The organism is Burkholderia sp. SIMBA_062, from assembly GCF_046534765.1.
Taxonomy (GTDB): domain Bacteria; phylum Pseudomonadota; class Gammaproteobacteria; order Burkholderiales; family Burkholderiaceae; genus Burkholderia; species Burkholderia ambifaria.
This window is the reverse complement of sequence record NZ_JAWRYD010000036.1, coordinates 48773-74562: the sequence shown is the minus strand read 5'-3', so window position 1 is coordinate 74562 and position 25790 is coordinate 48773. Positions and strand designations below refer to the sequence as shown.

At 68.0% G+C, this 25790-nt stretch carries 22 protein-coding genes and 1 pseudogene; 14 read left to right on the top strand and 9 right to left on the bottom strand.

The genetic code is table 11. From position 1 onward, the window contains the following. On the top strand, positions 1 to 76 hold a 76-nt coding region (locus SB786_RS29690), incomplete at its 5' end, for a 4Fe-4S dicluster domain-containing protein (protein WP_133168007.1). 254 nt (positions 77 to 330) lie between these two features. After that, positions 331 to 567, top strand: a pseudogene (locus tag SB786_RS29685) (substrate-binding domain-containing protein); the annotation flags it as partial. Positions 568 to 635: 68 nt separating this feature from the next. Here SB786_RS29685 and aroC read toward each other — a convergent pair. The 3 genes from aroC to SB786_RS29670 form a co-directional block, all read right to left on the bottom strand. Next, positions 636 to 1736, bottom strand: coding sequence for a chorismate synthase (gene aroC / locus SB786_RS29680; protein WP_410730564.1), 1101 nt, complete (start codon positions 1734 to 1736; stop codon positions 636 to 638). Positions 1737 to 1933: 197 nt separating this feature from the next. After that, complete coding sequence (locus SB786_RS29675; RefSeq protein WP_410730563.1) at positions 1934 to 3868, bottom strand: MFS transporter; 1935 nt, start codon at positions 3866 to 3868, stop codon at positions 1934 to 1936. Between the two features lie 142 nt (positions 3869 to 4010). Then, on the bottom strand, positions 4011 to 4466 hold the full coding sequence (locus SB786_RS29670; protein ID WP_006755543.1) for a CBS domain-containing protein: 456 nt from the start codon (positions 4464 to 4466) through the stop codon (positions 4011 to 4013). A gap of 157 nt (positions 4467 to 4623) precedes the next feature. Here SB786_RS29670 and SB786_RS29665 point away from each other — a divergent pair, with 157 nt between their 5' ends. Then, positions 4624 to 4941 carry an Mpo1-like protein gene (locus SB786_RS29665; protein WP_006755542.1) on the top strand — a complete coding sequence of 106 codons (318 nt, stop codon included), beginning with the start codon at positions 4624 to 4626 and terminating at the stop codon, positions 4939 to 4941. A gap of 18 nt (positions 4942 to 4959) precedes the next feature. On the opposite strand, the gene SB786_RS29660 is transcribed toward SB786_RS29665, so the two are convergent. Next, the gene (locus SB786_RS29660; RefSeq protein ID WP_410730562.1) at positions 4960 to 6291 is read right to left on the bottom strand and encodes a YihY family inner membrane protein; all 1332 of its coding nucleotides are present in this window, start codon (positions 6289 to 6291) and stop codon (positions 4960 to 4962) included. Positions 6292 to 6435: 144 nt separating this feature from the next. Between SB786_RS29660 and wrbA the strand changes: the two genes are divergently transcribed. From wrbA to SB786_RS29640, 4 genes are read left to right on the top strand one after another with little or no spacing between them, the layout of a single operon-like run. After that, on the top strand, positions 6436 to 7056 hold the full coding sequence (gene wrbA / locus SB786_RS29655; RefSeq protein WP_410730561.1) for an NAD(P)H:quinone oxidoreductase: 621 nt from the start codon (positions 6436 to 6438) through the stop codon (positions 7054 to 7056). After that, positions 7053 to 7445 carry a DUF2069 domain-containing protein gene (locus SB786_RS29650; RefSeq protein ID WP_410730560.1) on the top strand — a complete coding sequence of 131 codons (393 nt, stop codon included), beginning with the start codon at positions 7053 to 7055 and terminating at the stop codon, positions 7443 to 7445. Before wrbA ends, SB786_RS29650 begins: the two co-directional genes overlap by 4 nt. Before the next feature lie 20 nt (positions 7446 to 7465). Further along, positions 7466 to 8887, top strand: a complete 1422-nt coding sequence (locus SB786_RS29645; RefSeq protein ID WP_410730566.1) for an FAD-binding oxidoreductase — start codon at positions 7466 to 7468, stop codon at positions 8885 to 8887. Positions 8888 to 8912: 25 nt separating this feature from the next. Beyond that, positions 8913 to 9740: a metallophosphoesterase gene (locus SB786_RS29640; protein WP_410730559.1), complete on the top strand. Its 828-nt coding sequence runs from the start codon at positions 8913 to 8915 to the stop codon at positions 9738 to 9740. A gap of 56 nt (positions 9741 to 9796) precedes the next feature. On the opposite strand, the gene SB786_RS29635 is transcribed toward SB786_RS29640, so the two are convergent. Both SB786_RS29635 and SB786_RS29630 read right to left on the bottom strand, forming a co-directional pair. Then, a complete protein-coding gene (locus SB786_RS29635; RefSeq protein WP_175744515.1) occupies positions 9797 to 9982 on the bottom strand; it encodes a hypothetical protein in 186 nt (61 codons plus the stop codon). 97 nt (positions 9983 to 10079) lie between these two features. Beyond that, positions 10080 to 11021, bottom strand: a complete 942-nt coding sequence (locus SB786_RS29630) for a LysR family transcriptional regulator (protein ID WP_006762313.1) — start codon at positions 11019 to 11021, stop codon at positions 10080 to 10082. 157 nt (positions 11022 to 11178) lie between these two features. Here SB786_RS29630 and SB786_RS29625 point away from each other — a divergent pair, with 157 nt between their 5' ends. The 4 genes from SB786_RS29625 to SB786_RS29610 are packed head-to-tail and all read left to right on the top strand — an operon-like array spanning position 11179 to position 16109. Beyond that, entirely contained in the window at positions 11179 to 12798 is a 1620-nt protein-coding gene (locus tag SB786_RS29625; RefSeq protein ID WP_410730558.1) for an efflux transporter outer membrane subunit, read from the top strand. Between the two features lie 15 nt (positions 12799 to 12813). Then, on the top strand, positions 12814 to 15018 hold the full coding sequence (locus SB786_RS29620) for an FUSC family protein (protein WP_410730557.1): 2205 nt from the start codon (positions 12814 to 12816) through the stop codon (positions 15016 to 15018). After that, entirely contained in the window at positions 15015 to 15218 is a 204-nt protein-coding gene (locus SB786_RS29615) for a DUF1656 domain-containing protein (protein ID WP_006759813.1), read from the top strand. Before SB786_RS29620 ends, SB786_RS29615 begins: the two co-directional genes overlap by 4 nt. 12 nt (positions 15219 to 15230) lie before the next feature. Further along, positions 15231 to 16109, top strand: coding sequence for an efflux RND transporter periplasmic adaptor subunit (locus SB786_RS29610; protein WP_410730556.1), 879 nt, complete (start codon positions 15231 to 15233; stop codon positions 16107 to 16109). Between the two features lie 18 nt (positions 16110 to 16127). On the opposite strand, the gene SB786_RS29605 is transcribed toward SB786_RS29610, so the two are convergent. After that, entirely contained in the window at positions 16128 to 17804 is a 1677-nt protein-coding gene (locus tag SB786_RS29605; RefSeq protein WP_410730555.1) for a methyl-accepting chemotaxis protein, read from the bottom strand. Positions 17805 to 18198: 394 nt separating this feature from the next. Between SB786_RS29605 and SB786_RS29600 the strand changes: the two genes are divergently transcribed. Then, complete coding sequence (locus tag SB786_RS29600) at positions 18199 to 19437, top strand: MFS transporter (RefSeq protein WP_410730554.1); 1239 nt, start codon at positions 18199 to 18201, stop codon at positions 19435 to 19437. Positions 19438 to 19503: 66 nt separating this feature from the next. Here SB786_RS29600 and SB786_RS29595 read toward each other — a convergent pair whose 3' ends face one another. Continuing rightward, on the bottom strand, positions 19504 to 20301 hold the full coding sequence (locus SB786_RS29595; protein WP_006759817.1) for a 5'-methylthioadenosine/adenosylhomocysteine nucleosidase: 798 nt from the start codon (positions 20299 to 20301) through the stop codon (positions 19504 to 19506). Further along, the gene (locus tag SB786_RS29590) at positions 20298 to 22661 is read right to left on the bottom strand and encodes a UvrD-helicase domain-containing protein (protein WP_410730553.1); all 2364 of its coding nucleotides are present in this window, start codon (positions 22659 to 22661) and stop codon (positions 20298 to 20300) included. Before SB786_RS29590 ends, SB786_RS29595 begins: the two co-directional genes overlap by 4 nt. Before the next feature lie 58 nt (positions 22662 to 22719). On the opposite strand from SB786_RS29590, the gene SB786_RS29585 reads away from it, so the two are divergent. After that, positions 22720 to 22878, top strand: a complete 159-nt coding sequence (locus tag SB786_RS29585) for a hypothetical protein (RefSeq protein ID WP_410730552.1) — start codon at positions 22720 to 22722, stop codon at positions 22876 to 22878. Beyond that, positions 22875 to 25742: a valine--tRNA ligase gene (locus SB786_RS29580; RefSeq protein WP_410730551.1), complete on the top strand. Its 2868-nt coding sequence runs from the start codon at positions 22875 to 22877 to the stop codon at positions 25740 to 25742. Before SB786_RS29585 ends, SB786_RS29580 begins: the two co-directional genes overlap by 4 nt. Positions 25743 to 25790 lie beyond the last annotated feature (48 nt).

Sequence of the window (25790 nt, the reverse complement as noted above, 5' to 3'; positions counted from 1 at the left end):
CATCAAGGACCCGACGCAGAACATCGTGTGGGTCACGCCGGAAGGCGGCGGCGGACCGAATTACCCGAATATGTAACCCGCCGGAAAACGCCGCCTCGCGCGGATACTTTCGGCTAGAGGAAGTCCCGCCTGCCGTCCCACATCGGAACGACGGCTCGGCTTCCTCGACGCAGCCATCCCCGGCCGCCCGCCTCGCGCGGCGTTTTTTTCGCCCGCCCGACAGTCGATGCTGCCCTGCCCATCATCCGGCGTGCGACTCATGCACGGCACGCCGGACGAGCCCGGTCAGCGCGCCGCGATCCGCCGACGGAAGTGCTCGGCACCGGACAGCTGGACGTGCCGTCGCAATTGTCGATCACCGGCTTCGACGACGTCGCGCGGGCGCGCGAAATCCGGCCGTCCCTGACGACGATGTGGGTCGACACCGCTGCGATCGGGCGCAAGGCCGCCCACGCGTTGCTCGACGCGCTCGGGAACGGCGAAGCCGGGCCCGGTTGCGCGGTACTCCCGGAACTGCGGGTGCGCGAATCGGCCGCGCCGCCACCGCCGGCGCGGGCAGCCCTATGAAAACGGGGCGCTTCAGGCGCCCCGTTTCACATCGTATCGGTCGAGCCGGAGGGTGCCGGCCCGCGCGATCAGGTCGCGCTGCCGGCGATCTTCGGCGTCGACGTCTCGACGTCGCCGCACTGCGCGCGATGGCGCAGCGCATGATCGATCAGCACCAGCGCGAGCATCGACTCGGCGATCGGCGTCGCGCGAATGCCGACGCACGGGTCGTGGCGGCCGAAGGTTTCGACCGTCGCCTCGTCGCCGTCCTTCGTGATCGAACGGCGCGGCGTGCGGATGCTCGACGTCGGCTTGATCGCGATCGACACGGTGATGTCCTGCCCGGTCGAAATCCCGCCGAGCACGCCGCCCGCATGGTTGCCGATGAAGCCGGCCGGCGTCAGTTCGTCGCCGTGCACCGAGCCGCGCTGCGCGACGCTGTGGAAGCCCGCGCCGATCTCGACGCCCTTCACCGCGTTGATGCTCATCATCGCCTTCGCGATGTCCGCGTCGAGACGGTCGAATACCGGCTCGCCCCAGCCGACCGGCACGCCCGACGCCACGACGTCGATGCGCGCGCCGATCGAGTCGCCGTCCTTGCGCAGCGCGTCCATGTAGGCTTCCAGCTCCGGAACGATCGCCGCATTCGGCGAGAAGAACGGGTTCTCGCGCACATGCGACCAGTCGACGAACGGCACGTCGACCTCGCCCAGGCCGCTCATGTAGCCGCGCACCTCGACGCCGAAACGCTCGCGCAGCCACTTCTTCGCGACCGCGCCCGCACCGACGATCGGCGCGGTCAGGCGTGCGGACGAACGGCCGCCGCCGCGGTAATCGCGGATGCCGTACTTCTGCCAGTACGTGTAGTCGGCATGGCCGGGACGGAAGGTCTCGACGATGTTGCCGTAGTCATTGCTGCGCTGGTCGGTGTTGCGGATCAGCAGCGCGATCGGCGTGCCGGTCGTCACGCCTTCGAATACGCCCGACAGGATCTCGACCTTGTCGGCCTCCTGGCGCTGCGTCACGTGCCGCGACGTGCCGGGCTTGCGGCGGTCGAGTTCGAACTGGATGTCGGCTTCGGTCAGCCCCATTCCCGGCGGGCAGCCGTCGATCACGCAGCCGATCGCGGGACCGTGCGATTCGCCGAAGGTCGTGACAGTGAAAAGCGTGCCGAGGGTATTGCCGGACATGATGGAACCGCCCAAAGAGAAATGGACAAACCGATGCGCTGCCGGGGCCGCGGGCAGGCCGATCGTTTGCCGGTCGAGAAAAAGAGGTAAACCGCTATTATGCCAGCCGTCCCGGGCCGGCGGGCCGTGTGAACCGTTCAGACCACACGGGCCGGCCATCCATACGGCCCGGCACGATGCCGCCGGGCCCGCCGCACTTACTTGCGCGCGCCGCGCAGTTCGGTCACCGCGGCCTGCAGCACCTCGGGTGTGGCGACCGATGCCGGCATCGGCTCGCCGACCGCGAGCGTCAGCCGGCTCATCACGCCGCGCTTGATGGGCCGCGGCATCCGCGCATCGGAATGGCGCGAGAAATAGCTGCCCCAGAGCCCGCGCAGCGCCATCGGAATCACCGGCGCCGGCGTGCGGCCCAGGATTTCGGTGATGCCGCGGTGGAACGTGTTGATGTCGCCCGTCTTGGTCAGCTTGCCTTCGGGGAAGATGCACACGAGTTCGCCGTCCTTCAGCGCGGCCTCGCACGCGTCGTACGCACGCGCGAGCATGTCGGGATCCTCGTGGCGCGGCGCGATCGGGATCGCCTTCGCATGCCGGAACACCCAGCTCGCAAAACGCGTCTTGAAGATGCGGTGATCCATCACGAACCGGATCGGCCGCGGGCTCGCGGCGGCCAGCACGAGCGCATCGACGTAGCTCACGTGGTTGCACACGAGCACGGCCGCCCCCTCCTCCGGGATGCGCTCCGCATGCACGAGGCGAATCCGGTAGAACGTGTGCACCAGCACCCACGCGACAAAGCGCAGCAGGAACTCGGGAACGAGCAGGTAGATGTACGTCGCGACGACGACGTTCAGCAGCGCGGTGACGAGGAACAGGCCCGGGATGCCGACGCCGGCGTGGGTCAGCCCCATCGCCATCAGGGCCGACAGGATCATGAACAGCGCGTTCAGGATGTTGTTCGCGGCGATGATCCGCGCACGATGGGTTGGCGCGCTGCGGCTCTGGATCAGCGCATACAGCGGCACGCTGTAGAAACCGCCGAACATCGCGAGCAGGAACAGGTCGGCCAGGATGCGCCAATGGCGCGCGCCGGCCAGGAATTCCCCCACCGACAGCAGATGGCCGGGCGACGGCAGCGAGCGGCTCGCGAAATACAGCTCGATCGCGAACACGCTGATGCCGATCGAGCCGAGCGGCACGAGGCCGATCTCGACGCGCCGCTGCGACAGCCGCTCGCACAACAGCGAGCCGAGGCCGATCCCGACCGAGAACGTCGCGAGCAGGACCGTGACGACGTCGGGGCTCGCGGACAGCACGTCCTTCGCAAAATTGAAGAACGACGTGAGGAACGTCGCGCCGACGAACCACAGCCACGAGATGCCGAGCAGGCTCAGGAACACGGTGCGGTTCTGCTTCGCGAGGCCGAGGTTGCGCCACGTCTCGCTGAACGGGTTCCAGTTGATCACGAGATCGGGCTGCGGCGCCGGCGTCGACGGCACGCGTTGCGCGACGAGCCGCCCGGCCAGCGCGATGACGACCACGCTGACGGCAAGCACGCGCTCGCCGCTGCCTTCGATGCCCGCGGCCGCGCCGCCGACGATCGTGCCGATCAGGATCGCGATGAACGTGCCCATCTCGACGAGGCCGTTGCCGCCGACCAGTTCATGGTCGCCGAGATGCTGCGGCAGATACGAATACTTGACGGGGCCGAACAGCGTCGAGTGCATCCCCATCATGAACGTGCACAGATACAGCAGCGTCGCGCTGTGCGTGACGAACCCGGCCGCGCCAACCAGCATCAGCGCGATCTCGAAGGTCTTCACGAAACGCGTGAGCGTCGCCTTGTCGTATTTGTCGGCGATCTGGCCGGACGTGGCCGAGAACAGCACGAACGGCAAAATGAAGATCGCGGAAATCAGGAATGCGGCCGTCTTCGCATCGACGCCGGAGAAACGCGCGGTGTGATAGGTGACGAGCGACGTGAAACCGATCTTGAACACGTTGTCGTTCAACGCGCCCAGGAACTGGGTCGTGAAGAACGGTGCGAAACGGCGCTGGCGCAACAGGTCGAACTGCGACGCGTGGGCGCGCCGTTCGTCGCGCGACGCGGAAGAGACTTGCGTGTGATCGCTCATGCGGAATACGCGCGCATCGTCTGGGCGAAGCTGCGCGGGCCTCGTGTTGTTGTTGTTGAAAAAACGGCGGCGCAGGCTGAACCTGCGCCGCCGGTCGTCGAATGGCAGCGCCCGCGCGGCATGGCACCGGGCGCGGCGTGCTTCACGATTTGTGCGCTTCGGCTTCCGATTCCGGCCAGTCGCGGATGTACGCCTTCAGCATCCGGTTCTCGAAGCTCTGCGCCTCGACGACCGTCTTCGCGACGTCGTAGAACGAGATGACGCCCATCAGCACCTTCTTGTCGAGCACCGGCATGTAGCGCGCATGGCGCTCGAGCATCATCCGACGCACTTCGTTGACGTCGGTTTCCGGCGTGCACGTGAGCGGCTCGTCCATCACCTTGCGCACTTGCACGTCGCCGATCGCGCCGCCGTTGACATGCAGGCGCAGGATGATCTCGCGGAACGTCAGCATCCCGACGAGATCGCCGTACTCCATCACGACGAGCGAACCGATATCGTGTTCGGCCATCGTATCGACCGCTTCGCGCAGCGGCTTATCGGGCGTCACCGTAAACAGCGTGTTGCCCTTCACTTTCAGAATATCGCTGACGCGCATCGTAGTCCCCTCATGCTTGAATGCAAATCGCTTTCGATCCTATCGGAAAGCCTGTCAAAAGGAAAGCTCGGGCCCGCGCGGCGCGGCCGCCCCCGCTTGCGGACGCGGGCCGGCCGCCGCACAATGGCTGCATGGACGGCGGCCAGAGGAGACGGCCATGGCGCATACGCATACGGAGCAATTCGCCAGCTTCGCTGATTTCTACCCGTACTACCTGAACGAACACCAGAACCTGACGTCGCGGCGGCTGCATTTCATCGGCTCGCTCGGCGTGATCGGCTGCGTCGCGATGGCGATCGCGACGGGCCACTGGCTGTGGCTGCCGGCGGCGGTCGTATGCGGCTACGGATTCGCGTGGGTCGGACACTTCTTCTTCGAGAAGAACCGCCCCGCCACGTTCCGGCACCCGATCTACAGCCTGATGGGCGACTGGGTAATGTTCAAGGACATCTGCACCGGCAAGATTGCGCTTTAACCCCCGCCCGGCACCGCGTCACGCCGTTTTCGGCGGCCGCGCGTGCGGGTCGGGCGCGCCGCCAGGCACCGGCCCGGGCACGCTTTCCGCCGGCTGCGCACCCGTCAGCCGGTGCGCGGCGATCAGCGACGCGAGCGATACGTCGAACCGGTCGTTCGTCAGCACCTCGAGCAAGGCCGCGCCATCGACGTGGCTGCTGCGCCGCTGCAACTGGTAGGTCAGCTCCGTGCGGTCGATCACCAGCACGTCGAACAATTGCGCGAGCGTCAGGTGCGCCGGGTTCGCCAGCAGGATGTAGCGCGGCCCGACTTCCCCGCCATCCAGCCGCGCGATCCATTCCCGCTCCTCCATCGTCAGCAGCAGCCGCTGCGCGGTTTCCATGTCGCAGCGCAACATGGTCGCGAGCCGCGTCGCCGTATAGCCCGCCTTGCCGAGCTCGTGCGCCTCGGCCAGCCGCGCGAGCAGTTCGAGCGCGTCGAGCAGGTCGCTGCCCGGATAGTGGATGCGATGGAACTGCCCGACGCGGATCGCCGGCAACGCGGACGCGACCATCGCGCCGAGCAGCGCGATGAACCAGCTCAGGTACACCCACAGCAGGAACACCGGCAGCGCCGCGAACGCGCCGTATACGGCCGTATAGGTCGGAATGCGCCGCACGTAATAGCCGAAGCCGCGCTTCGCGAGCTCGAATGCGACGGCCGCGAACAGCCCGCCGATCACCGCGTCGCGCCACGCGACCGTGCAGTTCGGCAGGTACACGTACAGCAGCGTGAACGCGAGCACGGTCAGCGGCAGGGACGCGAGCGCGAGCAGCCACTCGACGATCGAGGTCGACGGCGCGGCGCCGGTGAACGCCAGCGACTGCGTAAACAGGTACGACGAGATCGACAGGCTCACGCCGAACAGCAGCGGGCCCAGCGTGATCAGCGCCCAGTACGCGAGCACGCGCTGCGCGAACGGCCTCGGCTTGCGCACCCGCCAGATCAGGTTGAACGCGGATTCGATCGTCATCATCGTCATCACCGACGTGACGACGAGCACGATCAGGCCGGCCGTCGTCAGCCCCTTGGCTTTCGCCGCGAACTGGTTCAGGTACTTGAAGATCTGGACGTTGAACTGCGCGGGCATCAGGTGGTCCGCGAGGAACCCCTGCAGCGAGATCTGGAACGACGAGAACATCGGGAACGCGGTGAACAGCGCGAACGCGACCGTCACGAGCGGCACGAGCGCCAGCATCGTCGTGAACGTAAGGCTGCCCGCCACTTGCGGGATGCGATCCTCGGCGCTGCGCCGGGCCGCGAACTGCGCGAGGCGCTTGATGGTGTCGAGATCGACGCTCAACTTCGGCAAACGGTTTCTCCTTCTTGATGCCGCGCGCCCGACGGCGCGCCGCCGCCGCGCTGCGCGACGACTTCAGCCCCTATAATAGCCGCTCGATCCAGCAGGAGCCGACTGCACCGGGCATCCGCGCGGCCGCACGCGGCCCCGTCGCCCATGAAAGACATTCTCGTCCTCTATTACAGCCGTCACGGCGCCACGCGCGATCTCGCGCTCGCGATCGCGAACGGTGTCGACAGCGTGCCCGGCATGCAGGCGCGCATCCGCACCGTGCCGTCCGTCTCGACGGTCTGCGAAGCCACCGCCCCCGACATCCCCGCCGACGGCCCGCCGTACGCGGAACTGCGCGATCTCGAGGAATGCGCGGGCCTCGCGCTCGGCTCGCCGACCCGCTTCGGCAACATGGCCGCCTCGCTCAAGTATTTCCTCGACGGCACGACCCCGCAATGGCTGTCGGGCGCGCTGACCGGCAAGCCGGCGAGCGTGTTCACGTCGACCGGCAGCCTGCACGGCGGCCAGGAATCGACGCTGCTGTCGATGATGCTGCCGCTGCTGCATCACGGAATGATGATCGTCGGGATCCCGTACACGGAAGCCGCGCTCAGCACGACGCGCACCGGCGGCACGCCTTACGGCGCGTCGCACGTATCGCAGCACGATCGCAGCGCGTCCGCAGGGCTGTCGGCCGACGAAAAGGCGCTTGCGGCCGCGCTCGGCGTGCGGCTCGCCCGCGCGGCGGCCGCGCTGTCCGCCGCCCAGGCGACCGAAGCCGCATGAACGCGCCCGCCCGCCCCGCCGTCGCCGCCCGGCCGCACTACGCGCTGGCCGCCGCCGCGTGCCTCGCCGCGCTGATCGCGCTGTCGCTCGCATGGGAGGTGTGGCTCGCGCCGCTGCGCCCGGGCGGCTCGGCGCTGATGCTCAAGGCCGTGCCGCTCGCGCTCGCGCTGCCCGGCGTCTGGCGGCGTAACATCTATACGATGCAGTGGGCGAGCATGCTGATCCTCGTCTATTTTGCCGAAGGCATCGTGCGCGGCATGTCCGACCGCGGGCTGTCCGCGACGCTCGGCTGGTGCGAGACCGCGCTCGCCGTCGGCTTCTTCGTGGCCGCGCTTGCCTACGTCGCGCCGTTCAAGCGCGCGGCGAAAAAGCAGCGCGCTGCGTCCTGACCCTTACGCGACCGACCGTGATGATTTCTTCCGAAGCCTTCGTATCCGCCTGCCGCGACGCGATCGGCGCCGCCGGCGTGCTGACCGATCCGCACGACACCGAACCGTTCCTGACCGACTGGCGCCGCCGCTACAAGGGCAGCGCGTGCGCGGTGCTGAAACCGGCCGATACGGCGCAAGTCGCCGCGCTGGTCCGGCTCGCGAACACGCACGGCATCGCGCTCGTGCCGCAGGGCGGCAACACGGGCCTCGCCGGCGGCGCGACGCCCGACGCGAGCGGCGGGCAGGCCGTGCTGAGCCTTGCGCGCCTGAACCGCGTGCGCGCGCTCGATCCGCACAACAACACGATCACGGTCGAAGCCGGCGTGATCCTCGCCGACGTGCAGGCGCGCGCCCGCGAAGGCGGCCGGCTGTTCGCGCTGAGCCTCGCCGCCGAAGGCAGCTGCACGATCGGCGGCAACCTGTCGACCAACGCGGGCGGCACCGCGGTGCTGCGCTACGGCAACGCCCGCGAACTGTGCCTCGGGCTCGAGGTCGTGACGCCGCAGGGCGAGATTTGGGACGGCCTGCGCGGGCTGCGCAAGGACAACACCGGCTACGACCTGCGCGACCTGTTCATCGGCGCGGAGGGCACGCTCGGGATCATCACGGCCGCCGTGATGAAGCTGCATCCGCTGCCGGCCGCGCAGGTCACTGCGCTCGCCGCGCTCGAGTCACCGCACGCGGCGCTCGACTTCCTCGCGCTCGCGCAGCGCGCGGCCGGCCCGCTGCTGACCGGCTTCGAGCTGATGTCGGACTTCTGCATGCAACTCGTCGGCAAGCACTATCCGCAACTGCGCTACCCGTTCGACCGCCCCCATGCGCAGACGGTGCTGCTCGAGCTGTCGGACAACGAGAGCGAAACGCATGCGCGCGCACTGTTCGAGAAGCTGATGGAAGAGGCGTTCGAGGCCGGGCTCGTGGTCGACGCGGTGGTCGCGGAAAATCTCGCGCAATCGCGCGCGTTCTGGGACCTGCGCGAACACATTCCGCTCGCCCAGGCCGATGAAGGGCTGAACATCAAGCACGACATCGCGGTGCCGATCTCGTCGATCGCGCGCTTCATCGACGAAACCGACGTGGCGATCCAGCAGGCCGCGCCGGGCGCGCGGATGGTCACGTTCGGCCACCTCGGCGACGGCAACCTGCACTACAACGTGCAGACGCCCGAAGGCGGCGACCCGAAGGCGTTCCTCGCGGAATTCCAGAAGCCGATCAACCGGATCGTCTACGACAACGTGCATCGCCACCACGGCACGATCAGCGCGGAACACGGGATCGGCCAGTTGAAGATCGACGACGCGCAGCGCTACAAGTCGCCGGTCGAAACGGCGCTCATGCGCACGCTGAAGACGGCGCTCGACCCGCGCGGGCTGATGAATCCCGGCAAGGTCCTGCGCTGAAGCCCACCACCCCGGAGCGATGGCCATGAGAATCCGCGTCCTGTCCGACCTGCATCTCGAATGCAACGAGCCCGACACGATCGCCCATGTCGACGCGGATCTCGTCGTGCTGGCCGGCGACATCCACAATCATGCGGAAGGCCTGCGCTGGGCCGCCGAGACGTTCGACCCCAGCGTGCCGGTGGTCTACGTGCCGGGCAACCATGAGTACTACGACGGGGAATTCGGCGCACTGGAAACCGCGATGCGCGACGCCGCGCATGCGCTCGACCACGTGCATTATCTGAACAACGGCGTGTACGTCGATCCGGCGCGGCGCTTTCGCGTGCTGGGCACGACGCTGTGGAGCGATTTCACGCTGTTCGGCGCGGACGATGCGAGCGTCGCGCGCGCGATCGAGGCCGGCCTGCGCGTGATACTCGATTTCAAGGGATTGATCCAGGTGACGTGGCCCCATGAAGCCGCGCTGCATGCGGGCGGCACGCCGGAGCGGAACTTCATGCCCGCCGACGCGATCGCGCTGCACCGGCAAGGCCGCGCGTGGCTGGAAGCACGGCTCGCGACGCCGTTCGCGGGCCGGACGATCGTCGTCACCCATCATGCGCCGCATCTGCGCTCGCTGGCGGAGCGTTACGCGGAGGATCTGGCGTCGGCGGGGTTCGTCACGGACATGGCGGAACTCGTGCGGCCGCCCGTAGACCTGTGGATCCACGGCCACACGCATACTTCATTCGATTACGTGACCGACAGCGGCACGCGCGTGGTGTGCAACCCGCGCGGCTATATCCACCGGCGCACCGGCGAGCTGGAAAATCCCGCGTTTGCGTGGGACAAGGTGGTCGAGCTCGGCTGAACGCCGGGCCAGGCGGCCGCGCGATGCGGCCCCCTCCGATCAGGCATGCCGCCCGATCAGCGACCGGCGCGGCGCGATCCGTTCGACGACGCGCGCACCCGCACCGGCACCGGCTTCATTCGCGCCTTCATCGCGCGCAGCAGATCACGCGTGGCCGCGGCGGCGGCCGCTGCGCCAAGCAGAACGCCAAGGCCGATCATCAATTGCGTATCCATTGCGACTCCGGGTGTGGGCAGATCCATATCTCAATGTCTCAACAGTATCAAACTGTCTGCCGGCCGATGGTAAAAAAATGTTGCATGAACGACAAATCTCGTCAGATCGGGCTCGAGCGCGCCATCATGTCGCCGCCGTGAACTGCGCGAGCGCGGCTTCGTCGGCTTCGAGCGTGGCCGGCAACTCGTCGCGCAGGAAATCGACCCAGGTGCGGATTTTCGCGTCGAGGTACTGGCGCGACGGATACAGTGCGTAGATGTTCATCAGGTGCGACCGGTATTCGGGCATCACGCGCACGATGCTTCCGCTGCGCAGCCCGCCGATCGCCGAATAGAGCGGCAACCCGCCGATCCCCATCCCTTCCCGCACGGCCACCGCGAGCGCCTCGGCGACGTTCACGCGGAACGGCGGCGCGGTGATCGGAATCACCTCGTCGCCGTGCGGCCCCGACAGCGCCCACTCGTCGAAGTGAAAGCCCGGCGCGACCATGCCGAGACACACGTGCTGCTCGAGATCCGCCGGCGTATGCGGCGCGCCGTGCGCGTCGACATAGCCGGGCGACGCACACACCACGCTGTAGCTCTCGCCGAGCCGCTGCGACACGAGCCCCGAATCGGGCAGGTCGCGGCCGACGACGATCGCGACGTCGTATCCCTCGTCGAGCAGGTCCGGCATCCGCTGCGCGAGCGTCAGCTCGACGTGCACGTCCGGATAGCGCTGCCGATAGCGCGCAATGGCCGGCACCAGATAGTGCTGCCCGAGGCTCGTGAAGCAATGGACCTTCAGCTTGCCCGACGGGCGCGCGTGCGCGTCGCCCGCTTCGGCTTCGGCCTGGTCGACGTACGCGAGGATCTGCTCGCAGCGCTGCAGGTAGCGCTCGCCGGCTTCGGTCAGCGCGATCCGGCGTGTCGTCCGGTTCAGAAGGCGCGTGCGCAGGTGCGCCTCGAGATCCGACACGGCGCGCGACGCATAGGCGGTCGTCGAATTCATCTGCTGAGCGGCGGCGGTAAAGCTTCCCGCGTCGACCACGCGGACGAATACCCGCATGTTTTGTAACGTATCCATCCCACTACCCCTTTGAATCCGGGTGGATTGTTGCACAAGGCCCAACAAATATTATCTCAGGATTCGTAAAAATGACTTGCACCGTTGTCCGTTTATTCAGGAATCACCGAAAAATATAATCGCTTCCGGCTCATCTATATCCGAAAGGGAGAAAATCGTGCGGTCTCCGGCAACAAAAGGGACGCTGGCACTGGCGGTTCTTGCAGTCTCATTAATAATGACCGGCTGCGCGAGCATAGGCGACAACAAGCCCAAGTCCACCCGCATCGACGCGAACGCGCTCGACGCCGGCGCGGCCATCCGCGCGGCCGACCGCGACGCGGGCTGGCCCGCGTCCGACTGGTGGCGCGCGTACCGCGATCCGCAGCTCGACGCGTGGATCGCCGCCGCCCAGGCCGGCAGTCCGACCCTCGCGGCGGCCGAGGCCCGCGTGCGCGAAGCCCAGGCGATGGCACGCGTGGCCCGGTCGGCGGAACTGCCGCAGATCAACGGCAACCTGTCGCTGATGCGCCAGCACTGGCCCGACAACGTGTACTACGGCCCGGGGCCGCTCGCCAACACCGATACCTGGAACAACACCGGCACGCTCGGCCTGTCGTACCACCTCGACCTGTGGGGCAAGGACAAGAACGCGACCGAGCGCGCGCTCGACACCGCGCATGCGACCGCGGCCGACGCACGGGCCGCGAAGCTCGAGCTGGAGGTCAACGTCGTAAGTGCGTATGTCGGCATGTCGATGAACTACGCGCTGCTCGACCTCGCGCATGAGACGTTCGAACGCCAGCGCGCGCTGGCCGATCTCGCGCGCAAGCGTCTGCAGGCCGGGCTCGGCACGCAACTCGAAGTGAGCCAGGCCGAATCGACGCTGCCCGACTACGAGCGCCAGATCGACAGCTACGAAGAAGCCATCCAGCTCGCGCGCCACCAGCTCGCCGCGCTCGCGGGCAAGGGCCCGGGCGCCGGCGACACGATCAAGCGGCCGAGCCTCGCGCTCGACGCGCCGGCCGGCCTGCCGTCCGCGCTGCCGGCCGACCTGCTCGGCCGCCGCCCGGACGTCGTCGCGGCCCGCTGGACGGTCGACGCGCAGGCCCGCGGCATCGATGTCGCGAAAGCCGCGTTCTACCCGAACATCGACCTGCTCGCGACGGTCGGCGGCTTCGGCGTGACCGCGCCGTTCACCGACTTCCTGCGCGCGGTCAACGGCGGCTGGACGGCCGGCCCCGCGCTGTCGCTGCCGATCTTCGAAGGCGGCCGCCTGCGCGCGCAACTCGGTGCGGCCGATGCCGGCTACGACCAGGCGGTCGAGCGTTACAACCAGACGGTCGTCGGCGCGCTGAAGGACATCGCCGACCAGGTCGTGCGGATCCGCTCGCTCGATACGCAGAAGAAGGACGCCGCGCGCTCGGTGGCCGCCAACGATCGCAGCTACCAGCTGTCGCGCGAAGGCTTCCGCCGCGGGCTGACCGATTACGTGAACGTGCTGGTCGCGCAACAGCAGCTGCTGCGCGCGCAGGAGACGGCGGCCCGCATCGACGCGGAACGCCTTACCGCGCACGCGCAGTTGATGGCCGCGCTCGGCGGCGGCGTCGAAACGGGCGAGGACGGACGGGACGGCCATCCGTCGGGCGGCCATCCGTCGCATGACGAATCCGCCCCGGGTACCGCCGCGGGCGCCGCCGCGCCGGCGGCCGCATCGGGTGCGAAGCCCGTCGCGGCCGTCGCCCGGCCGGCGCAGGTCGCGACGGCCGGCGCAAGCGCCACGCCGGCCGCACGGTAACGCGGAGCGACCGCCATGTCAGCCTCCTCCTCCGCTTCCACGCACGCCGGCGGCCCGTTCGCGGCCTGGTACGCCGCATTCGGCGACTGGGCCCGCAGCGACGGCGCCGCGTGGCTCTATCTGTTCAAGGCCCTGCTCGCCGCGTTCATCGCGACCGGCGTGTCGATGCGGCTCGACCTGCCGGCGCCGAAGACAGCGATGACCACGGTGTTCATCGTGATGCAGCCGCAAAGCGGCGCCGTGCTCGCGAAGAGCTTCTACCGGGTCGCCGGCACGATCTTCGGGCTGATCGCGACGCTCACGTTCGTCGGGCTGTTCCCGCAGCAGCCGCAGCTGTTCCTGCTTGCGATCGCGCTGTGGATCGCCCTGTGCACGGCCGGCGCCGCGCGCAACCGCAACTTCCGCAGCTACGGCTTCCTGCTCGCCGGCTATACGACCGCGCTGATCGGCCTGCCCGCGTCGCAGCATCCGGACGGCGCGTTCATGAGCGCGATGACCCGCGTGGCCGAAATCATGGTCGGGATCGTGTCGGCCGGCGTCGTGAGCGCACTCGTGTTTCCGCAGTACACGGGCGAGCAGATGCGCACGACCGTGCGCAAGCGCTTCGGCACCTTCGTCGACTACGTCTCGGCGGCCCTGTCGGGCAAGCTCGACCGCGCGCACATCGAAACCATCCATACGCGCTTCGTCGCCGACGTGGTCGGTTTCGAAGCCGCGCGCAGCATGGCCGTGTTCGAGAATCCGGACACGCGGATGCGCAGCGGCCGCCTCGCGCGGCTGAACAGCGAGTTCATGAGCGCGTCGAGCCGTTTCCATGCGCTGCACCAGTTGATGAACCGGCTGCATGCGACGGGCGCGCAGGCCGCGATCGACGCGATCGAGCCGTACTTCCGTGAAATCGCGCCGCTGCTGCTGACGCCCGCCGGCGAACCCGTGCGCACGGCAACCGACGCGGCGCATGCGGCCGAACAGCTGCTTGCATGGCGCGACGCGCTGCCGCGCCGCATCCGCGCCACGCGCGCGGCGCTCGAAACGCAGCCGGATTTTCCGTTGCTCGACTTCGATACGGCCGCCGAGCTGCTGTACCGCTTCATCACCGACCTGCGCGAGTACGCGGCGACCTACGCGTCGCTGTCGAGCGCGACGCACGAGCGCGAACGCTGGATCGAACACTACGAGCCGCGCACCAACGCAACGGCGATGGTGATCGCCGCGATTCGCACCGCCGCCGTGATCCTCGTGCTCGGCTGGTTCTGGATCGAGACAGCCTGGCCGAGCGGCGTGACGATGACGCTGACGGCGGCGTCGGCCTGCGCGCTCGCGTCGTCGGCGCCGCGCCCGACCGCGATGGCCGCGCAGATGGGCATCGGCACGGCCCTGGCCGTCTGCACGGGTTTCCTGCTGATGTTCGGCATCTACCCGCACATCGACGGCTTCCCGCTCCTGTGCGTGGCGCTCGCGCCGCTGCTCGCGATCGGCATCTACATGTCGTTGAAGCCGAAGCTCGCGGGCTACGGGATGGGCTACCTGATCTTCTTTTGTTTCCTCGCCGGCCCGGACAACGTCACGCACTACGACCCGACGAGCTTCATGAACGATGCGCTCGCACTGGTGCTGTCGATGCTGGTCTCGGCGATCGCGTTCGCGGTGCTGTTTCCGCCGACCGCGCCCTGGCTGAAGAAGCGGCTGTTCGCCGACCTGCGCCATCAGGTGGTCGCGGCGTGCCACGCACGGCTGGCCGGATTGCGCACGCGCTTCGAGAGCGGCGCGCGCGACCTGATGTATCAGGCGCACATGCTGTCCGCCGACCAGCCCGACGTGCAGCGCGACGCGCTGCGCTGGATGTTCGCGGTGCTGGAAACGGGCAACGCGGCGCTCGACCTGCGCACCGAGCTGGCGGCGCTGCCGTCCGACCCGCGCCATGCGCCGACGACGCCGTGGCGACGCGCGATCGAGACGATGCGCACCGCGCTGTCCGCGCTGTTCAGCAAGCCGAGCGCGGAGCGCTTCGACGCGACGCTCGCGGCGGTCAACGCCGCGATCGACGCAACCCGGCAAACGCTCGATGCCGTCACGCCGTCGCGCGACGCGCGCCACCGGCTGCAGCGCATCCTGAGCCATCTGCATTTCGTACGCACGGCGCTGCTCGACCCGGAATCGCCGCTCGAGCCGTTCAACCGCAACCGCCCCGTGCGTCCCCAACCAGGAGCCTCGTCATGATGCCGCGTGAAATCGCCATTCTCGATGCCTACATGCCCACGGTGGTGCTGATGTTCGTCCTCGGCGCGATCGCGACCTGGGTTGTCGACCGCCTGCTCGCCTATACGGGCCTCTACCGTCTCGTCTGGCACCCGTCGTTGTTCCGCGCGTGCCTTCTCGTCTGCATTTGCGGCGGACTGAGTCTTGCCGTTTACCGTTGATTCCGAACCATCATGATTCTCAGAAAACTCTTCGGCTTCGTCGCGACTGCCATCATCCTTCTCGTCGCGATCCTGATCGGGCGCTCGCTGTGGGTGCACTACATGGACGATCCCTGGACCCGCGACGGGCGTGTGCGCGCCGACATCATCAACGTCGCGCCGGACGTGTCGGGCGCGATCGTCGAGCTGCCCGTGCATGACAACCAGCTCGTGAAAAAGGGCGATCTGATCATGCAGATCGACCCGTCGCACTACCAGATCGCGGTCGAGCAGGCACAGGCGGCCGTCGCCGCCCGCCGCGCGGAACTGCAGATGCGCCGCGACGACGCGGCCCGTCGCGCCGACCTCGACGCGCTCGTCGTGTCGAAGGAAAACCGCGAGAACGCGGCGCACAGCGCGTCGAGCGCCGACGCGCAGTACCAGCAGGCGGTCGCCGCGCTCGACGCCGCGAAGCTCAATCTCGAACGCACGCGCGTGGTCGCGCCGGTCGACGGCTACGTGACGAACCTGCAGACGTTCAAGGGCAACTACGCGGTAGCCGGCCAGGCGAAGCTCGCGATCGTCGACAGCCACTCGTTCTGGGTCTACGGCTACTTCGAGGAAACCAAGCTGCCGCGCGTGAAGGTCGGCGCCCCCGCCGAGATGCGGCTGATGAGCGGCGGCGTGATGAAAGGTCACGTCGAGAGCATCTCGCGCGGCATCTACGATCGCGACAACCCGCAAAGCCGCGACCTCGTCGCGGACGTGAACCCGACCTTCAACTGGGTGCGTCTCGCGCAGCGCGTGCCGGTACGCATCCGGATCGACGAAGTGCCGGCCGACGTGGTGCTGGCGGCGGGCACGACCTGCACGGTCATCATCGACCCGGACAAGCGGAGGAAGAAGTTGTAAGCGCCGGCGGCCGGGCGCTTACGCCGCGATGCGAAAGCGCCCGACCAGCGACTTGAGCGCCTGAGCCTGCTCGTCGAGCGCATTCGCCGCGGCGGCCGCCTGTTCGACGAGCGCCGCGTTCTGCTGGGTGCCGGCATCCATCTGCATGACCGCGCGGCCGATCTCGTCGATCCCGGCGCTCTGCTCGTCCGACGCCGCGGAGATTTCGCCGATGATGTCGGTCACGCGCTTGACCGCCCGCACCACGTCGTCCATCGTGCGGCCCGCATCGTGCGCGAGCGCCGCGCCGTTCGCGACGCGCTCGACCGACGCGCCGATCAGCCCACGGATCTCCTTCGCCGCGCTCGCCGCGCGCTGCGCGAGCAGCCGCACCTCGCCCGCGACCACCGAGAAGCCGCGCCCCTGCTCGCCCGCGCGCGCCGCCTCGACCGCCGCGTTCAACGCGAGGATGTTGGTCTGGAACGCGATGCCCTCGATCGTGCCGATGATGTCGCGGATGTTCTTCGCGCTGTCGTCGATCTCGCTCATCGTCGCGACCACGCGCCCGACGACTTCGCCGCCGGCCTCCGCGACGGCCGATGCATTGGCGGCGAGCGCGCTCGCCTGCCGCGCGTTTTCGGCGTTCTGCCGCACGGTCGACGTGAGCTCCTCCATGCTGGCCGCGGTGCGCTCGAGCGCGACGGCCTGCTGCTCGGTGCGCCGCGACAGGTCGAGATTGCCGGTCGAGATCTCGCCGGATGCGGCCGCGATCGCCTCGGCGCTCACGGCGATCTCGCCGACGGTCGCCGCGAGCCCGGTCTGCATGTCGGACAGCGCGCGCACCATGCTGTCGCGGTCGTGGCGGGCGAGCGGGATCGGCCGCGTGAGGTCGCCGCGCGCGATATCGGCGGCGATCGCCTTCGCAGCTGCGGGCTCGCCGCCGAGCTGCGACGCGAGGCGGCGCACCACCCGTTCGGCGATCACGATCGCCAGCACGAACAGCGCGGCCGTCATCGCCGCGATCATCGCGAACGACGACGAGAAGATCGTTGCGGACGCATCGAGCGTCGCCTTCGACTTCGCGCCGCGCGTCTTCACGAGCATCGCGACCAACTTCTCGAGCTTGCCGGTCTCGACCAGCAGCGACACGTCCTGCGTGCCGACCTGCCAGTTCATCTGCGACAGGTCGAGCGGCTGCGCCTGCACGAGCGCGACGAAATCGCGCAGATGGCCGCTCCACGTGCCGACCGCCATCGAGAACGCGCGCAGTCGCGCGGAATCGTCCGCATCGGCCGGATCCGCGTAACGCTGCAGCGTCGCGAGCGCCTGGCCGATCGACGCGAGCCCGGCGCGGACCTCGGCGCCCAGGTCGTCGCGCTCCTTCGCGGTGGTCGCGGTCAGCAGCATCTTCTGCGCGCGGCTCGCACGCAGCACCTCGGCGCGCACTTCCTCCGCCGCGCGGCTCGCGACGTGCCCCTGCTCGTAGACCGATGCAATCGACGCGTTCAGCCGGCTGATCTGCCACAGCGAAAACACGCCGATCGCGAGCGTGCCGGCCAGCAGGATCGCGAACGCCGCGCGCAACGTCGCCTTGACCGTCCAGGGCCGGCGCTCGCGCCGGGCTGCCCGCGGACGTCGTGCGGCGGCGGGCCTGACGGCTGCACCGGATGCGCTAGTGGCCGCACCCGGCCGCGGATGCAATGATGCTGCTTTCATCGATATACCCCGTATTGATCCCACCGCCGGACAGGTCGGGTCCGGCGGTCACCGTGATGCCGGCCCGGCTCGTGGCCGGTGCCGGGCGTGGCGCGCCTCGGTTGCCGTTGCGTCCTTCTACGGCCGCCACCGCCGTTCCTTGAGTCGGGACAAACACCGAGCCGAACCCGGCGCTCCCGCGCTCGCGGCGCACGCGCTGCCTGCGTTATACCCGGCCAAAAAAGGGCGCAATGGCCGATCGGCCGGTCCGGGTCGGTTCAGCAATGTCCGAATCGCGACAAAAGTTGGCCGGACATTCTCGATACGCCACATTACACTTCTTTGACGCAACAACGATTCGAACGCGCCGATCCCCATCAGAGCGCGTCCCGTCACCTCAACTCGCTCAGCTCACATGGAAACCAGCCTCGATACGGGTGCCGGCAACGCCGCCGCAGCCCAGCCGTCTGCTCCACCCGCCCCGCGCACCGTCTACCCGGTGCTCGGCGCGATCAGCTTCTCGCACATGCTCAACGACATGATCCAGTCGTTGATCCTCGCGATCTATCCGATGCTCAAGAGCCAGTTCGCGCTGTCGTTCGCGCAGATCGGCCTGATCACGCTGACCTACCAGATCACCGCGTCGCTGCTGCAGCCGCTCATCGGGCTCTATACGGACAAGCGGCCGAAGCCCTATTCGCTGCCGGTCGGGATGGGCTTCACGCTCGCGGGGCTGCTGCTGATGTCGGCCGCGCAGAACTTCCCGACGCTGCTGGTGGCGGCGGCCCTGGTCGGCTGCGGCTCGTCGGTGTTCCATCCGGAATCGTCGCGGGTCGCGCGGATGGCGTCGGGGGGCCAGCACGGGCTCGCGCAGTCGCTGTTCCAGGTCGGCGGCAACGCCGGCTCGGCGCTCGGGCCGCTGCTCGCCGCGCTGGTGATCATCCCGCACGGCCAGCACAGCATCGCGTGGTTCTCGGCGGCTGCGCTCGTCGCGATGGTCGTGCTCACGCAGATCGGCCACTGGTACAAGAAGCATCCGTCGATGAAGAAGAAGGCCGCGGCTGCCGGCCATCCGACGCTGTCGCCGCGTCGCGTGCTCGCCGCGATCGGCGTGCTGGTGCTGCTGGTGTTCTCGAAGTACTTCTACCTCGCGAGCATCAACAGCTATTTCACGTTCTATCTGATCGACAAGTTCCACCTGTCGGTGCAGGCCGCGCAGATCCACCTGTTCGTGTTCCTCGCGGCCGTCGCGGCCGGCACGCTGATCGGCGGGCCGGTCGGCGACCGGATCGGCCGCAAGTACGTGATCTGGGTGTCGATCCTCGGTGTCGCGCCGTTCACGCTGCTGCTGCCGTACGCGAACCTGTTCTGGACGAGCGTGCTGAGCGTGATCATCGGCATCGTGCTGGCGTCGGCGTTCGCCGCGATCCTCGTCTATGCGACGGAATTGATGCCCGGCAAGGTCGGGATGGTCGCGGGCCTGTTCTTCGGCTTCGCGTTCGGCCTGGGCGGCGTGGGCGCCGCCGTGCTCGGCCAGCTCGCGGACGCGACGAGCATCACGTTCGTCTACAAGGTGTGTTCGTTCCTGCCATTGATCGGCGTGCTGACGGTGTTCCTGCCGAACCTCGAAAGCGCTCGCCGCAAGAAGGCGTGACGAGCCGGCCGCGGCATGCGTGCCGCGGCCGGTCGACCGGTTTGAACGGAAACGACGACGGCGGCTTCAGGCCGCCGTCGTCGCATGCAGCGTCAGGAAACGCTTGAGGATGCCGGACGAATAACTGCTCGCGATCGCCGACAGGAAGTGCGAGAACGACTGCGTCGCGTGGTCGTCGGCCGTATCGGAGATCGTGCGCACGAGGGCGAACGGCACGTCGTGTTCGGCGCACACCTGCGCGATCGCCGCGCCTTCCATCTCGACCGCAAGCGCGTCGGGCAGCGCGTCGCGCAGCGCGACGACCTCGCGCTCGCTCGACACGAAGCGGTCGCCGCTGATGATCAGCCCGCCGTGCAACGACGCGCCGGCCAGCCCGAAACGCTCGGCGAACTGCGCGCCCTCCTCGGCGACGAACAGCGTGCATGCGGCCTTCAGGCGGGCCGTCAGTTCCAGGTCGGTCGCGAACCGCGTGATGCCGAGCAGCGGCACCTCGTAGCGCGGAAACAGCGGCGACGCATCGAGGTCGTGCTGCAGCAGCGTATCGGCGACGACGACGTCGCCGACGCGCACCGTGCGCGACACGCCGCCGGCGACACCAGTGAACACGACGCCGGACACGCCGAACACATGGATCAGCGCACTGACCGTCGCGGCGGCCGCGACCTTGCCGACCCGCGCGAGCGTGACGACGCAGGCCGCGCCGTGCACGGTGCCGAGGTGGTAATCGCGGCGGCCGAGCGTGATCGTCTTCATCACGCCCTCGGCGCGCATCGCGGCGATCAGGCCGCCGAGCTCCTCGGGCAGCGCGGCCAGAATGCCGAGCGGGCGCGTCGAAACCGTTTCAACGATGTCGATGCTCATCATTCCACCGCCTGCAGTTTCGCGACCGTCAGCGCGAGCCACTTCTCGCCGTGCCGCTTGAACTTCACCTGCGCCTTCGCATCGGCGCCGTTGCCTTCGAGCGCGGTGACGGTGCCCTCGCCGAACTTGGTATGAAACACCTGCTGGCCGACGCGAAAGCCGGTGTCGGCCGCGCGCTGCTTGTTCGCGAACGCCGGCAGCGGCGCGGAAACCGCCGCGTCGACGACCTGCTCGCGATTGCCGCCGCCCGGCCGCGAGAACCAGTCGCGCCCCCAGCCGGCGTTGTCCGAGCGCCCGCCCCAGCGCGAGCCCGCCTCGACCTTCGGCGTCAGCCACTTCAGCACGTGCTCCGGCAATTCGTCGAAGAAGCGCGAGCGCACGTTGTAGCGCGTCTGGCCGTGCAGCATCCGGCTCTGCGCGAACGACAGGTAGAGCCGCTCCTTCGCGCGCGTGATCGCGACATACATCAGCCGGCGCTCTTCCTCGAGGCCGTCCGATTCGAGCACGCTGTTCTCGTGCGGGAACAGCCCTTCCTCGAGGCCGGTGATGAACACGGCCGAGAATTCGAGACCCTTCGCCGCGTGCACCGTCATCAGCTGCACGGCGTCCTGGCCGGCCTGCGCCTGGTTATCGCCGGCTTCGAGCGATGCGTGCGACAGGAAGCCCGCGAGCGGCGTCATCGTGTCGGGGTTCTGGGCGGGGTCGTCGAGCGGCGCCGGATCCAGCACGTCGACCGACGGATCGTTCGCGTCCACGCCGAGCTCCGGCGCCGCGATCGCACCCGCGCGCAGCGGGATCGAGCGGGCCGGCGCGTCGAGCCCGTAGCCTTCCTCGCTGACGAACGCCGTGGCCGCGTTCACGAGTTCCTGCAAGTTCTCGAGGCGATCCTGGCCTTCGCGCTCGCCCTGGTAGAAATCGGCGAGGCCGCTCGCGCGCACGACGTACTCGACCGTCTCGGGCAGGCTCATCTGCTGCGTCTCGGCGCGCATCTTCGCGATCAGCGTCGCGAACCCGCCGAGGCTCGTGCCGGCCTTGCCGGTCACGTACGGAATCGCGGCGGCCATCGAGCAGTCGTACAGGCGCGCGGCATCCGCGAGCTGCTCGATGGAGCGCGCGCCGATCCCGCGCGTCGGGAAGTTCACGACGCGTACGAACGCGGTGTCGTCGTTCGGGTTGTCGATCAGGCGCAGGTACGCAAGCGCATGCTTCACTTCCTGGCGCTCGAAGAAGCGCAGGCCGCCGTACACGCGATACGGGATGCCCGAGGTCATCAGCGTGTGCTCGATCGCGCGCGATTGCGCGTTGCTGCGATACAGGACCGCGACTTCGCTGCGCGACATCCCGGTGTTGATCAGCGAGCGGATCTCCTCGACGATCCACCCGGCTTCCTGCGCATCGGTGCTCGCCTCGTACACGCGCACGGGCTCGCCGTGGCCGGCGTCGGTGCGCAGGTTCTTGCCGAGGCGGTGCGCGTTGTTCGAGATCAGCTGGTTCGCCGCGTCGAGGATGTTGCCGTGCGACCGATAGTTCTGCTCGAGCTTGATCAGGTTGCGCACGCGGAATTCGTCTTCGAAGTCGCGCATGTTGCCGACGTTCGCGCCGCGGAACGCGTAGATCGACTGGTCGTCGTCGCCGACCGCGAAAATCGCGTTCTCGCCGCCCGCGAGCATCTTGAGCCATGCGTACTGCAGCTTGTTGGTGTCCTGGAACTCGTCGACGAGGATGTGCCTGAAGCGTGTCTGGTAGTGCGCGCGCAGCGGCGCGTTGTACGCGAGCAGCTCGTAGCAGCGCAGCAGCAGCTCGGGGAAGTCGACGACGCCCTCGCGCTGGCACTGCTGGTCGTACGCCTGGTACAGCTCGACGAACTTGCGGTTGAAGTTGTCGGTCGCGTCGACCTTGTCGGGACGCAGCCCCTGCTCCTTCGCGTTGTTGATGAAGTACTGGACATTCTTCGGCGGGTACTTCTCGTCGTCGACGTTCGCCGCCTTCATCAGCCGCTTGATCGCGGACAATTGATCGGCCGTGTCGAGGATCTGGAAAGTCTGCGGCAGGCCCGCGTCGCGCCAGTGGGTGCGCAGCATCCGGTTGCACAGCCCGTGGAACGTGCCGATCCACATCCCGCGCGTGTCGATCGGCATCATCGCGGACAAGCGCGCCATCATCTCGCGCGCGGCCTTGTTCGTGAAGGTGACGGCCAGCACGGTGGGCGGGGACGCATAGCCCTGCTGGATCAGCCACGCGATGCGGGTGATCAGCACGCGGGTCTTGCCGCTGCCCGCCCCCGCGAGGATCAGCGCCGGTTCGTTCGGCAACGTGACGGCGGCGTATTGTTCAGGGTTCAGATTGGCGAGCAGATCGGGCATGGAGCGGCAGCGGGCGTGCGAGAAAAATGCGGACCCGCCATTATAAGTCGGCCGCGCGATGCTGTTTCCGATCCGTTCGGCCTCGCGCTGCCGCCGCGCCGCGAGCGCGTCGCGACGGGCCGGCGCGGCCCTGCAATGGCTGGCCGATGTGCATCCATTTATAATTGCCGGATTCGGCATCCAATTCACGCATTTTTCGGCAGATTTCCAACCATGAGCGACAGCACGCTTGCGAAGAGTTTCGAACCCCACACCATCGAGTCCCAATGGGGGCCGGAGTGGGAAAAACGCGGCTATGCCGCCCCGGCCTTCGACCCGGCGCGCCCCGATTTCGCGATCCAGCTGCCGCCGCCGAACGTCACCGGCACGCTGCACATGGGCCACGCGTTCAACCAGACGATCATGGACGGCCTCGCGCGCTACCACCGGATGCTCGGCGAGAACACGCTGTGGGTGCCCGGCACCGACCACGCCGGGATCGCGACCCAGATCGTCGTCGAGCGCCAGCTCGATGCGCAGGGCGTGTCGCGCCATGACCTCGGCCGCGAGAAGTTCGTCGAGCGCGTGTGGGAGTGGAAGCAGCAGTCCGGCTCGACGATCACCGGCCAAGTGCGCCGCCTCGGCGCGTCGACCGACTGGTCGCGTGAATATTTCACGATGGATGACAAGATGTCGGCCGCCGTGCGCGACGTGTTCGTCACGCTCTTCGAACAGGGCCTGATCTACCGCGGCAAGCGCCTCGTCAACTGGGATCCGGTGCTGCTCACCGCGGTGTCGGATCTCGAAGTCGCGAGCGAAGAGGAAAACGGCCACCTGTGGCACATCCGCTACCCGCTCGTCGACGGTTCGGGCTCGCTGACCGTCGCGACGACGCGTCCCGAGACGATGCTCGGCGACGTCGCGCTGATGGTCCACCCGGAAGACGAGCGCTACGCGCACCTGATCGGCCAGCTGGTCACGCTGCCGCTGACGGGCCGCGAGATCCCGGTGATCGCCGACGACTACGTCGACCGCGAGTTCGGCACGGGCGTCGTGAAGGTCACGCCCGCGCACGACTTCAACGACTACCAGGTCGGCCTGCGCCACAACCTCGCGCCGATCGAGATCCTGACGCTCGACGCGAAGATCAACGACAACGGCCCCGAGCAGTATCGCGGCCTCGACCGCTTCGACGCACGCAAGGCGATCGTCGCCGACCTCGACGCGCAGGGCTTCCTCGACTCCGTGAAGCCGCACAAGCTGATGGTGCCGCGCGGCGACCGCACGGGCGTCGTGATCGAGCCGATGCTGACCGACCAGTGGTTCGTCGCGATGACGAAGGCGGCGCCGGAAGGCACGTTCAACCCGGGCAAGTCGATCACCGAAACGTCGCTCGACGTCGTGCGCAACGGCCAGATCAAGTTCGTGCCGGAAAACTGGACGACCACCTACTACCAGTGGCTCGAGAACATCCAGGACTGGTGCATCTCGCGCCAGCTGTGGTGGGGTCACCAGATTCCCGCGTGGTACGGCGAGAACGGCGAGGTGTTCGTCGCGCGCAACGAGGAAGAAGCGCGCGCGCAGGCCGCCGCGAAGGGCTATGCCGGCGCGCTCAAGCGCGACGAGGACGTACTCGACACGTGGTTCTCGTCGGCGCTCGTGCCGTTCTCGTCGCTCGGCTGGCCGAACGAAACGCCTGAACTGCAGCACTTCCTGCCGTCGTCGGTGCTCGTCACGGGCTTCGACATCATCTTCTTCTGGGTCGCCCGGATGGTGATGATGACCACGCACTTCACCGGCAAGGTGCCGTTCCACACCGTGTACGTGCACGGCCTCGTGCGCGACGCGGAAGGCCAGAAGATGTCGAAGAGCAAGGGCAACACGCTCGACCCGATCGACATCGTCGACGGCATCGACCTCGAAACGCTGGTCGCGAAGCGCACGACGGGCCTGATGAACCCGAAGCAGGCTGCGACCATCGAGAAGAAGACGCGCAAGGAATTCCCGGACGGCATCGCCGCGTTCGGCACCGACGCGCTGCGCTTCACGATGGCGTCGATGGCGACGCTCGGCCGCAACGTGAACTTCGATCTCGCGCGCTGCGAAGGCTATCGCAACTTCTGCAACAAGCTGTGGAACGCGACGCGCTTCGTGCTGATGAACTGCGAAGGCCACGACTGCGGCAGCGACAAGCAGGAAGTGTGCGGCGCGGGCGACTGCGGCCCCGGCGGCTACCTCGACTTCTCGGCGGCCGACCGCTGGATCGTGTCGCTGCTGCAGCGCACCGAGGCCGACATCGCGAAGGGCTTCGCCGATTACCGCTTCGACAACATCGCGACCAGCATCTACAAGTTCGTGTGGGACGAGTACTGCGACTGGTACCTCGAACTCGCGAAGGTGCAGATCCAGAACGGCACGCCGGAACAGCAGCGCGCGACGCGCCGCACGCTGCTGCGCGTGCTCGAGACGGTGCTGCGCCTCGCACACCCGATCATCCCGTTCATCACCGAAGCGCTCTGGCAGAAGGTCGCGCCGCTCGCCGGCCGTTATCCGCAAGGCAAGGCCGAGGGCGAGGCATCGCTGATGACGCAGGCGTATCCGGTCGCGAACCTGCAGAAGATCGACGAGGCGTCCGAGCAATGGGCGGCCGACCTGAAGGCGATCGTCGACGCGTGCCGCAACCTGCGCGGCGAGATGAGCCTGTCGCCGGCGACCAAGGTGCCGCTGCTCGCGGCCGGCGACGCCGAGCGCCTGCGCTCGTTCGCGCCGTACGTCCAGGCCCTCGCGCGCCTGTCGGACGTGCAGATCCTCGCCGACGAAGCGACACTCGACCGGCAAGCACACGGTGCGCCGATCGCGATCGTGGGCCCGAACAAGCTGGTACTGAAGGTGGAGATCGACGTCGCGGCCGAGCGCGAGCGCCTGTCGAAGGAAATCGCGCGCCTGACGGGCGAGATCGCGAAGTGCAACGCGAAGCTCGGCAACGAGGCATTCGTCGCGAAAGCGCCGCCGGCCGTGGTCGAACAGGAGCAGAAGCGCGTCGCGGAGTTCGGTAGTACGCTGGAAAAACTGCGTGCACAGCTCGATCGGTTGCCTGCGTAACAAACGGTAAGGTCGTTTGCGTTCACTATAATCGGAACGTGAACATAG

Bases quoted from the DNA above. Each gene is read 5' to 3' on its own strand.
- wrbA (WP_410730561.1), top strand. From the start codon at position 6,436: ATGAAAGACATTCTCGTCCTCTATTACAGCCGTCACGGCGCCACGCGC.
- aroC (WP_410730564.1), bottom strand. From the start codon at position 1,736: ATGTCCGGCAATACCCTCGGCACGCTTTTCACTGTCACGACCTTCGGC.
- SB786_RS29670 (WP_006755543.1), bottom strand. From the start codon at position 4,466: ATGCGCGTCAGCGATATTCTGAAAGTGAAGGGCAACACGCTGTTTACG.
- SB786_RS29615 (WP_006759813.1), top strand. From the start codon at position 15,015: ATGATGCCGCGTGAAATCGCCATTCTCGATGCCTACATGCCCACGGTG.
- SB786_RS29585 (WP_410730552.1), top strand. From the start codon at position 22,720: ATGCTGTTTCCGATCCGTTCGGCCTCGCGCTGCCGCCGCGCCGCGAGC.
- SB786_RS29590 (WP_410730553.1), bottom strand. From the start codon at position 22,661: ATGCCCGATCTGCTCGCCAATCTGAACCCTGAACAATACGCCGCCGTC.
- SB786_RS29610 (WP_410730556.1), top strand. From the start codon at position 15,231: ATGATTCTCAGAAAACTCTTCGGCTTCGTCGCGACTGCCATCATCCTT.
- SB786_RS29665 (WP_006755542.1), top strand. From the start codon at position 4,624: ATGGCGCATACGCATACGGAGCAATTCGCCAGCTTCGCTGATTTCTAC.
- SB786_RS29675 (WP_410730563.1), bottom strand. From the start codon at position 3,868: ATGAGCGATCACACGCAAGTCTCTTCCGCGTCGCGCGACGAACGGCGC.
- SB786_RS29650 (WP_410730560.1), top strand. From the start codon at position 7,053: ATGAACGCGCCCGCCCGCCCCGCCGTCGCCGCCCGGCCGCACTACGCG.
- SB786_RS29600 (WP_410730554.1), top strand. From the start codon at position 18,199: ATGGAAACCAGCCTCGATACGGGTGCCGGCAACGCCGCCGCAGCCCAG.
- SB786_RS29640 (WP_410730559.1), top strand. From the start codon at position 8,913: ATGAGAATCCGCGTCCTGTCCGACCTGCATCTCGAATGCAACGAGCCC.
- SB786_RS29580 (WP_410730551.1), top strand. From the start codon at position 22,875: ATGAGCGACAGCACGCTTGCGAAGAGTTTCGAACCCCACACCATCGAG.
- SB786_RS29620 (WP_410730557.1), top strand. From the start codon at position 12,814: ATGTCAGCCTCCTCCTCCGCTTCCACGCACGCCGGCGGCCCGTTCGCG.
- SB786_RS29595 (WP_006759817.1), bottom strand. From the start codon at position 20,301: ATGATGAGCATCGACATCGTTGAAACGGTTTCGACGCGCCCGCTCGGC.
- SB786_RS29635 (WP_175744515.1), bottom strand. From the start codon at position 9,982: ATGGATCTGCCCACACCCGGAGTCGCAATGGATACGCAATTGATGATC.
- SB786_RS29645 (WP_410730566.1), top strand. From the start codon at position 7,466: ATGATTTCTTCCGAAGCCTTCGTATCCGCCTGCCGCGACGCGATCGGC.
- SB786_RS29630 (WP_006762313.1), bottom strand. From the start codon at position 11,021: ATGGATACGTTACAAAACATGCGGGTATTCGTCCGCGTGGTCGACGCG.
- SB786_RS29605 (WP_410730555.1), bottom strand. From the start codon at position 17,804: ATGAAAGCAGCATCATTGCATCCGCGGCCGGGTGCGGCCACTAGCGCA.